We start from the raw sequence: 9,033 nt of genomic DNA, 5'->3' as shown, positions 1-9,033 counted from the left end.
ATCCTCAGAGCCCATTTGAGTATCAACTATATTGATTTCAACTTCTTCACGGTTGAAAATGCCCAATGTTGTGATTTCACTTTTTTTAATGCTTAATGCCTGTGAAACATTATTGTCTTCTATAGAAATAAGGGCCACATTCAGCCAGTCATCATCTTCGGACAGATAGCCGCATGGTTCAAACAACTGAAATCTGGTAATGACGGTTAAAAGTACATCATTAATCTCAACACTCTGACTGGTGTGTTCCTGGTTAAGATTTAAAATTTTTTCTTTTACATTCATAATAAACAATTTGTTTTTAATTATTTAAATCATTAACCTGAATTAGTTTGTCAATATTCTCACTTGCGGTTTCAAAACCGTCAAAGAGAATCAGCCAAAGCGATTTGATAAATCCTTCCTCATTTAGAATCTGGCAATTTTCCATCTTTAAGGCTGAATAATTTGGTCTATCCACCCTATCCTCTAAAAACTGATCCTTTATCTCTTCTCGAAGGTCCCTGTTAATCAAAGATTCCAAAATGTCCTTTATATGCAGTGCAAAAGTGTTTCCAATTGATTTTGTTATTTCAATTTCATCAGGAGTCATTTCGACATCCAGGCTCTTCTCGATTTGAATGAATGAGGAATAATCCTGAAAGCCAAACATAGTGAACCTTCCTTCAACGTTGTGAGCTGAATATTCATCAATCAATTGAGTGAAAGGATGATATGACAGGATGAAAACGACCAATGATTGAATATAGGAATTTCGGGAGGCATTCAATATCCTGCAGATAACATGAATCAGGATTTCCTGAATCAGAAAGTGAGACAGTTCATGAATCAATGTGGTAATCTGAAGTGATCTGCTTTGCCTGTCATCTATGAAAATGGTGTCTTCTTCAAAATAGCCCAATTGTGAGCCAAATGATTTGAAATCAACCTTTACAAAGGATTTTGTAAATAATATAATCTTATCAAGAGGGCCAAGTGAATCAAAATCTATTTCATTTGTTTTTACAATTTCATCGAAATTTTTGAATGCCTGAGCCTTTATATCATGTAAAATTTGTGAAAAATCCTCATAGCTAAATTCGAACTGATTAATTTTTTCTATGTTATCCCTGTCCAACAGCTTTTCAAAATCATCATATTCATTTTCACCGTTGAAGATAAATAGAGGGTCTGCTTCAATATCTCTAACGTCAACTTTATCCTCAAGGCTTTTGAGAATAACCAGACAATCGGAACAATAATTATCCTCTAAAGGATATTCACGGCCACATTTAGGACAGTACTTGAAATTTCTTTCTTCAACTTCAAGGTCCATATCATAACTTTTACACTCTAATTTTTCAATTAATTCACTTTTAATTGCATCTTCACTTTTTGAATACTTAAGAGATTCAAAAACAATGGGAAACCTCTCAAAAACATCAGAAATCAAATCTGTTTTTTCAATGTCAACCTGACTGTATTTTGACAATTCATTAATTTTACCATTCATGCAAAATCCCCACAACTTAATAATATTTTAGAATGCATAGCTTAAAAATTTTTCACAACACTAAAAATTAGAAAACTTTAATTTATAATGAATGATAAATAATTAAATTAATGAAAACAATAGCTATTGGTGTTGGTGAAAATGAAAATATAATTCAGGCATGCCATATTTTCAAAGATAAACACCCAAAAACGGACATTAAACTAATTTATAGTGATGAAGACTTGGTCAAAGCAGTTTTAAACAACAATATAGATGCAGTTGTACGTGGATCACTTCCAGCATCCAATATTATGCAGGAACTCAAAGAATATTATCCCAATTTGTCAAGAGCAACTTATGTAAATGGGGACGGATATGAATTTTTATTGTCTCCCGTCGGGATTGATGAAGGTACAAATGTTGAAGAAAGATACGAAATTGCTCTAAACTGTATTGACTTTCTTAAAAAGGTAGGCAAAAAGCCTAAGATTGCAGTTCTAGCCGAAGGAAGAGAAGATGATTTCGGAAGAGGCAAGGAAGTCTCAAACTCAATAATCGAAAGTAAAAAATTGACAAAACTGATTGAAGAAAACACCTCCGAAGAAGTTAAAAATCACTTCATTCTAATCGAAAAAGCAATCAATGAAAAATCCAATGTTATTCTTGCACCTAATGGAAGAGTGGGAAACATAATATTTAGAACACTCGTTTTACTTAATTCTTGGCCAAGCTATGGTGCGATAACCTTCGGAATAGATAGAGTTTATATTGATACAAGTCGAGACCAAAGCATTGATGGTTATGTCCGCAGTTTAATTTTAGCTAATGACTTATCAGAATAAGTGATGAAAATGGCAGAAAATATACTTTACAGATTGTATGAATGGTACATTACTCGTGATTTAGTCCCAGAAAAGATGCCAAAGCATGTTGCAATAATCATGGACGGAAACAGAAGATATTCCAAACTTCAGGGAAATATTGATGTTGTAAAAGGCCATGAAATTGGAGTGGACACTTTAGAGAAAGTTCTTGATTGGAGTATTGAACTTGGAATAGAGATTATTACTGTATATGCATTTTCAACTGAAAACTTTAACCGCCCACCGCATGAGGTTGAAGGATTGATGAACCTCTTCGTTACCAACTTCAAAAGATTGGTTGACCATGAAAAAATACACAACAATGAAGTTAAAGTTAAAGTGGTCGGCAGAACAGAATTAATTCCTGAAAGCGTTCGTGAAGCCATTAAAGAAGCAGAAGATGCAACTGCACATTACGACAAAAGATTATTTAACATTGCTATTGGTTATGATGGACGTTTAGAGATTATTGATTCATTTAAAAAGATCATTGCTGATGTGCAGGCAGGCAAGATTACAATTGATGATGTTGATGAGGACCTTGTAAGCAAAAACCTCTACACCGGAGGTTTGGCAGATCCAAATTTAATCATCCGTACCAGCGGTGAAGAACGCCTGAGCGGATTTTTACTTTGGCAGTCATCATATTCAGAACTTTATTTCTGTGAAACCTTATGGCCGGAACTTAGAAAGGTTGATTTCATAAGGGCAATCAGGTCATATCAGGCAAGAGACAGAAGATTTGGAGTCTAGATTATGATTGATACCCATTGCCATATTGACTTTGAAGACTTCGACTCTGACCGTGAAGAAGTCATCAAAAGAGCACAGGACAAACTGGACAATGTAATCGTTTCAGGTTACAGCAACGACAGCAACATGAAAGTCCTAAAACTTTCAAAGGATTATGAAGGTTTCATTTATCCTACTTTTGGTTTTCACCCCGTAAGCTCTCAAAATGCAACACAAGAAGACATCGACATTGCCCATGACAACATTGCAAAATATCTTGATGACATTGTTGCCATCGGCGAAGTGGGAATGGATTACTTTTATGTTACAGACAAGGCACTGCGAGAAAGACAGCAGGAAATATTCAAAGGGTTTTTGGAACTTGCCAATGAGTATAGGGTACCTATCGTCATGCATGTCAGGGACTGTGAGAAAAAGGCAGTGAATATCATTCCCGAATATGAAGACATCCCATATTTCGTTTTCCATTGCTATGGAGGTAGCCTGAAAACCGCTAAAAAGATTATGAACATGGACAATTGTGCAATGAGCTTTTCCACAATGCTATGTTACTCCAAGCATCATCAAGATTTAATTGAAAAAATAGATCTGGATTATGTTCTAACTGAAACAGATAGTCCATATCTTGCAATGACAAAAGAAGAAAGAAACGAACCTGCAAAAGTTGTAAATGCAGTTCATAAGATTGCAGAGATAAAGGATATGGACGTTGCGGCTGTTGATGAAATTACCACCAGCAACGCACGCAATATTTTCAAAATCTAAAAATGCAGTGTGAAATTCAGATTAATCAGCACATCCCTATTTTCCTTAACCGCTTCAATTTCCAATTCAAAATCGGTTAAATCTTCCATTACCAAATTAATCAGATGATAATCAAGAAGAGAATCGTTTAAGTATACTATAAACTGATTCCTATCAATCTTAACAGATTTTCTGCAGAATAATTTGAATGCATAGAAATATAGTTCCAGCCTAAATATTAAATCCTGTTCATCCCCATTTCCATTTATAAAGTATTCCTTCAAGTCTTCCTGAAGTATTTTTCCTTCATCACCCACATCTGCCTTGAATGTTTCCATCTCAACCAAGTCGTCCATCAGCTGCTGTTTTTCTTCTTCATTGTACATATCAATCACTTAATCTGAATTTTAACTTAATTACATTGTATGAATTGGACATGAAACTAACATCGAACCTGTCAAATGCATCATCCAATTTTCTTAAAAGATTCAATTCCAGGTCATCAGGAATCACATACAGAATGAATGAATCATCAACTATCTCAACACCGAAATCCTCAAGAAGAGGCACATTCAATTCACTTATAAACACGTATTTGAATACAATTAACTCATATTCATTCAATTCCTTGTTATTTTTTAATGCATCAATTAATTCATCCTGTAATTTTGAAGCCACCATTTCAAATGTCATGTTATCCAATCATTCCAGCAATCCTCTTTCAAAGAAGACTTCCTTTGCAGCCATAACTCCATTGATTGCTCTTGGAAACCCCGCATAGGCACTCATCTGCATCATGATTTCAACAATTTCTGTTGGAGTGTTGCCAACGTTTAATGCAGCATTAATATGCTCCTTGAGCTGAGGAATTGTCCCCAAAACAGTCAGTGCCGCTACAGTACATATTTCCCTTGTTTTCAAGTCAACTTCTTCACGAGTATATATCTCTGAGTATGGATATTCAATGACAAATCTAGACAAATCAGGTGCAATATCATCCAAATCCTTAAAGATTTCCTCAACTGACTTTTCCTGAATGCCTTCTATGCATTTTTTACCTTTTTCATATCTTGACATGATTATAATATTATCCCTAAATCCATTTAACATTAGCGGTTGTGTAAACATAATGGGAAGAAAAGACCGGATTGTACAATTTATTTGTTGAAGCAGTTGAATTGAAACTGACGGCAAGTGATTTCCTTAAATTGAAATTGATCCTGTCTCCAATCGATACCAATTCCGCCTTATCAAATCTGGAGGAAGTTTTGGCATATACCTTAAACTGAATCCATTTTTTATCGTATTTGCTGTCATATCCCATCTCAGAATAGGATACATTAATGATTTCAACGGAATATGGATGCAGCAGACTTGATTTGGAGGATGAATAATCACGGAAAGTATCTTTAGGATAGATTGCAACCGATGAAGTGCCAACACCTTCAACGGCTCCATTTCGAGCGGCCGCCATTGCAGTATTCAGTTCATGCTCATCGGCCACAAAGACTATCGACAGCATTACAACAATTATCAGAACCCCAAACAGCAATAGGAATTCGGCTGAAATCTGTCCCCTATTTTCCATCATCTTATCACAATCCCTTCTGAGGTTTTGCTAATGAAATATGTTCTTCCGCTAATCAGTTTATATTTTCCATCAAGATTGGCAAACATCATTTGCGTTTCACCTTTCTTGTTTTCATATTCCATTGTCAATTTGTTCTTTTCCACTGTAATTTCAAAATATCCCCTATCCGAGGGAAGTTCGATTGATTTTGAATAACCAACACCATTAGAGTTCACCTGACTTATCACGTTAGCCACATCATCCAGAATCAGACGATGGGCAACACTATCTTCAATATTTAAACTTGATGATATTGATGCGGATGCGTAAAATAACACTCCCAAAGCAATAATTATAACAATAAATAATGAAAATAGATATTCTATTGAAATAAAACCTTTATTATCCATATTTTTTAATTATTTTAGAAATTAATAAATTTTGCTCAAAATAAAAATCAATTTTGATGCATTAGGGTAAAAAATATTTATTAGTTATCAAATGCTCTCACAAAAACTATAATTTATATGGAGCGGAAAATATGGATATGAACGACCGGGACGAACAATTAATTAGAAGTTTCTGTGATGAGAGAGGAGTCCAAGAGCAAACCAGATTAGGGTATATGACAACAGTTGGAATCTATTGCCAATTTCATGAAATGACATTCTACGAATTGCTAGAAGAGGCCGAACAAGAAGAGAGGGAAAACGTCAGATGGAAATTCTCAAAATTGAGGTCAAGACTATTGTCTTTTAGAAACTTTTTAATAAAAGAGGATTATCTTGTCAACACCATCCAGGTTTATATGGGAAGACTTCGAACCATCTATGAAGAAGGTTTTGACATTGAAATTGGCAAAATGCCAAAGATAAATCAAAGAAATGCCAAAAAACCAGAACCAATTTGCTATACTGATTTGCCGGACAAAGAACTGCTGAGGCATATAATTAAAATGGTCAATCCTTTAATGAAGGCCATTATCTTGTTTATGACCAGCAGCGGGTGCGCCAAAAGGGAAACTTTAAATCTGACCGTTAAGGACTTTGTAGATGCTACTTACGAATACCACCATAAAAGAAACATCTATGACGCTATTGAAATCTTAAAGGGAAGGGACGATATAGTTCCGTCCTGGAGACTGAGGCGTCAAAAAACCAACAAATACTACACTGCCTTTTCAAGTCCTGAATCTACAGCTGAAATAATACACTATTTGCTATCTGAAGAAAGGAAATTAAAAAATCCTTCAAAACTATTCAGCATCAGTGACGCACACCTCAACAACACATTCAATAAGATTAACAGGCAGCTGAACCTGGGAAAAGTCGGTACTTTCAACAGGTTCCGTTCCCATATGCTGAGGAAGTTCCACGCCAGCCAGTTGTATAATGACGGGTTAAGCATGGATGAAATCGATGAGCTTCAGGGCAGAGGCAAAGATCGAACCAGGACATCCTATTTCATGGAAAATCCATTACGTCTAAAGGAGAAATATATTGAGCACATGGGCGCAATAACAATTAATGCCGATGTAGAAAAACTGACAATCAAATCTCCTGAATTTATGCAAATGGAATCGGAGAACAGATTCTTAAAATCAGAATTGGATGAACTTAAAACTGAAGTATCAGATTACAGTAGTGTTAAAGCAGAAGTAGCTGATTTAAGAGCTTTTAAAGATGAGATACTTCATCAGAAAAATAAGGTTTAAAATGGTGAGCAACACTGCTCATCATCTTTTTTTATTTTATACATTTGACTAATTTTTCTTACATTTTTTTGTTTTATTGTTTACAGAATTTTCCAAAAACACATGCCTTATCTTCAAATTTTTTTCTCGAAAAAATGAACAGTTTAACAATAAAAAAACGAATAGTAATGTTTATATACAAAAAATGATAAACTATGATTAGCCATCACGAAAGTAAAGCAATTTTACGAAGTGGGAGCAATTTTTCACACTCGCACAACTTTTTTTCCGTGAGGCCTAAAATTCAATATCTGGAGGTAAAATATCAAGAAATGTAATGAAAAAAATAGATCATAAAAAAAGGACTATAAAATGGGCCAGTATGAAAAATAAGAATAGTTAAACAGAGCCGCGAAACTTTGTTAAAAATTAATACTTTTCAAAACTTAACCCAATATCTAGTTTATTTTAAGAAATATATAAAGATTTTCAAATCTAAAAAAAGTAAAACTTATTTTATTCTAATATTCGGTAAAGAATGGAAGATTAATTCTCAAATACACTTTTTATTTTTCAAGACTTCTGGCCTAGTGAGTTTTAGACTGTTGATTATATAATCGCCCTACATGTGGGCAATAATGGGAGGCACAAAAACAATGTGTGAAATAATGAAGCCCCGGCCTAATGAAGTAATAATTACCAATAACTTCCGGGCACTGGAAGAAGCTATTGATGAAATTCAGGAAACAGAAAACATCAGAAATGAAAGGGAATTCTTTGAGTTATACAGAATCAAGATAATGAAACTCGATCAATAGCCTCAGATTGTTGAACTATAATTTGAAACATTAACAGGAGTCAGCAAAATTATGATAGAACAAGAAATTGACGGCGTACCACATGTTACAGTTCCAAAAGAGTTATGGGACAGAATGTGGGAAGTTTTTGACAAAATTGAAAACATAGGTGAAGGAAAATGAACAGCTATTCACCATTCACAAGGTCTTGCATTAATGAGGTTAATCAAAAATCAAACTCAATTAATCAATTCCAGGACAACTACCACGGCATCCTAACCCACAAAGGTGAAATCAAAGTTGCCAAAGGTGATGTCGAACAGGTTATCCTCTACATTGACGATGACGGCATTGTACTGGTGGACGGTGGCAAAAAGGCATACCGGACACTGATACACTCCAAGCTGTTAGGACTGATTCACTATGCAGCCGAAGGTGATATTGGATTAATCAAGTTCATAAGAGGGGAAGCTTTCATTGTCGGATTCAGGAAAAACAAAGGGGGTGACAACTATGATGAATACCATTCTTGAAATGCAGAAATCTCTCCAGGATGGTTGCTTTGTTGCTTTTGTATATGCAAATGAAGATCAATATGTTACTCTTACAAAATCTGACGATATTGGTTTCATTAACGAGAGGACTATGGAAATCCACAGAAAAAGCGGATTCGATTCAATAATCAACTTGAATCTGATTGTTGAAATCTGTATCAAACGTGGGATGATGTGAATGTCAAAACCGGCAAGGTTATATCCTAAAGAAGAACCAATGAACCCGAATCCCAAATTGATTTTTGTTGGGAGCATGTTAGTTGCGTTAATAATTGGCTGGATTGGAATTGCAACCAGCACAGGAGGATTATAAAAATCCTCCAATCATATTTAAGGTGATAAAAATGGTAAAGGCAGAACTTATAGAAAGTCCGAAAGTTCCTGAAGAAACAGGATTAATAGCTGCAGACAACGTTCCGGATGTTGATGTAGCTATTGAACAGTGGGACGCTTATCAAAAACTCTGCAAAGGACTATTAAACGAAACAGACTATCAGGAAATCATAGTCAAAGAAAAAGATGAAGACGGCAACTATGTTAAAGTGAAAAGACACTTCAAGAAAAAATCAGCATGGCAAAAACTCT

Annotated in this window: 16 protein-coding genes; 9 read left to right on the top strand and 7 right to left on the bottom strand. The window is 34.9% G+C overall.

Annotated elements, in window-relative coordinates:
• Both ACJMLO_RS07390 and ACJMLO_RS07385 read right to left on the bottom strand, forming a co-directional pair.
• Nucleotides 1-285: hypothetical protein (locus ACJMLO_RS07390; RefSeq protein ID WP_405295422.1), on the bottom strand; the 285-nt coding region annotated here is incomplete at its 3' end.
• 16 nt (nucleotides 286-301) lie between these two features.
• The gene (locus ACJMLO_RS07385; RefSeq protein ID WP_405295420.1) at nucleotides 302-1,492 is read right to left on the bottom strand and encodes a hypothetical protein; all 1,191 of its coding nucleotides are present in this window, start codon (nucleotides 1,490-1,492) and stop codon (nucleotides 302-304) included.
• Nucleotides 1,493-1,602: 110 nt separating this feature from the next.
• Between ACJMLO_RS07385 and mtxX the strand changes: the two genes are divergently transcribed.
• From mtxX to ACJMLO_RS07370, 3 genes are read left to right on the top strand one after another with little or no spacing between them, the layout of a single operon-like run.
• A complete protein-coding gene (gene mtxX / locus ACJMLO_RS07380) occupies nucleotides 1,603-2,316 on the top strand; it encodes a methanogenesis marker protein Mmp4/MtxX (protein ID WP_405295418.1) in 714 nt (237 codons plus the stop codon).
• A gap of 9 nt (nucleotides 2,317-2,325) precedes the next feature.
• Nucleotides 2,326-3,090: a polyprenyl diphosphate synthase gene (gene uppS, locus ACJMLO_RS07375; RefSeq protein ID WP_405295416.1), complete on the top strand. Its 765-nt coding sequence runs from the start codon at nucleotides 2,326-2,328 to the stop codon at nucleotides 3,088-3,090.
• 3 nt (nucleotides 3,091-3,093) lie between these two features.
• Nucleotides 3,094-3,855, top strand: coding sequence for a TatD family hydrolase (locus tag ACJMLO_RS07370; RefSeq protein WP_405295414.1), 762 nt, complete (start codon nucleotides 3,094-3,096; stop codon nucleotides 3,853-3,855).
• Here ACJMLO_RS07370 and ACJMLO_RS07365 read toward each other — a convergent pair.
• The 5 genes from ACJMLO_RS07365 to ACJMLO_RS07345 are packed head-to-tail and all read right to left on the bottom strand — an operon-like array spanning nucleotide 3,852 to nucleotide 5,814.
• Nucleotides 3,852-4,220, bottom strand: a complete 369-nt coding sequence (locus ACJMLO_RS07365) for a hypothetical protein (RefSeq protein ID WP_405295412.1) — start codon at nucleotides 4,218-4,220, stop codon at nucleotides 3,852-3,854. The genes ACJMLO_RS07370 and ACJMLO_RS07365 overlap by 4 nt on opposite strands.
• A 1-nt stretch (nucleotide 4,221) precedes the next feature.
• Nucleotides 4,222-4,536 carry a hypothetical protein gene (locus tag ACJMLO_RS07360; protein ID WP_405295410.1) on the bottom strand — a complete coding sequence of 105 codons (315 nt, stop codon included), beginning with the start codon at nucleotides 4,534-4,536 and terminating at the stop codon, nucleotides 4,222-4,224.
• Entirely contained in the window at nucleotides 4,537-4,911 is a 375-nt protein-coding gene (locus tag ACJMLO_RS07355; RefSeq protein ID WP_405295408.1) for a carboxymuconolactone decarboxylase family protein, read from the bottom strand. It abuts the gene before it with no gap.
• A gap of 16 nt (nucleotides 4,912-4,927) precedes the next feature.
• The gene (locus ACJMLO_RS07350; RefSeq protein WP_405295406.1) at nucleotides 4,928-5,425 is read right to left on the bottom strand and encodes a class III signal peptide-containing protein; all 498 of its coding nucleotides are present in this window, start codon (nucleotides 5,423-5,425) and stop codon (nucleotides 4,928-4,930) included.
• A complete protein-coding gene (locus tag ACJMLO_RS07345) occupies nucleotides 5,422-5,814 on the bottom strand; it encodes a hypothetical protein (protein WP_405295404.1) in 393 nt (130 codons plus the stop codon). Before ACJMLO_RS07345 ends, ACJMLO_RS07350 begins: the two co-directional genes overlap by 4 nt.
• 131 nt (nucleotides 5,815-5,945) lie before the next feature.
• Between ACJMLO_RS07345 and ACJMLO_RS07340 the strand changes: the two genes are divergently transcribed.
• From ACJMLO_RS07340 to ACJMLO_RS07315, 6 genes are all read left to right on the top strand, one after another.
• Entirely contained in the window at nucleotides 5,946-7,118 is a 1,173-nt protein-coding gene (locus tag ACJMLO_RS07340) for a tyrosine-type recombinase/integrase (protein WP_405295403.1), read from the top strand.
• A gap of 617 nt (nucleotides 7,119-7,735) precedes the next feature.
• Entirely contained in the window at nucleotides 7,736-7,915 is a 180-nt protein-coding gene (locus ACJMLO_RS07335) for a hypothetical protein (protein ID WP_405295402.1), read from the top strand.
• Nucleotides 7,916-8,073: 158 nt separating this feature from the next.
• The gene (locus tag ACJMLO_RS07330) at nucleotides 8,074-8,427 is read left to right on the top strand and encodes a hypothetical protein (RefSeq protein ID WP_405295400.1); all 354 of its coding nucleotides are present in this window, start codon (nucleotides 8,074-8,076) and stop codon (nucleotides 8,425-8,427) included.
• On the top strand, nucleotides 8,408-8,626 hold the full coding sequence (locus tag ACJMLO_RS07325) for a hypothetical protein (protein WP_405295398.1): 219 nt from the start codon (nucleotides 8,408-8,410) through the stop codon (nucleotides 8,624-8,626). Before ACJMLO_RS07330 ends, ACJMLO_RS07325 begins: the two co-directional genes overlap by 20 nt.
• A complete protein-coding gene (locus ACJMLO_RS07320) occupies nucleotides 8,627-8,761 on the top strand; it encodes a hypothetical protein (RefSeq protein ID WP_405295396.1) in 135 nt (44 codons plus the stop codon). It abuts the gene before it with no gap.
• 31 nt (nucleotides 8,762-8,792) lie between these two features.
• Nucleotides 8,793-9,033, top strand: a 241-nt coding sequence (locus tag ACJMLO_RS07315) for a hypothetical protein (RefSeq protein ID WP_405295394.1), incomplete at its 3' end; no start/stop codon positions are given.

Origin of the sequence: Methanobrevibacter sp., assembly GCF_045120835.1 — an archaeon.
Classification (GTDB): domain Archaea; phylum Methanobacteriota; class Methanobacteria; order Methanobacteriales; family Methanobacteriaceae; genus Methanocatella.
Note: the sequence above shows the minus strand (reverse complement) of the source record. Positions and strands in the feature narration are given on the sequence as shown.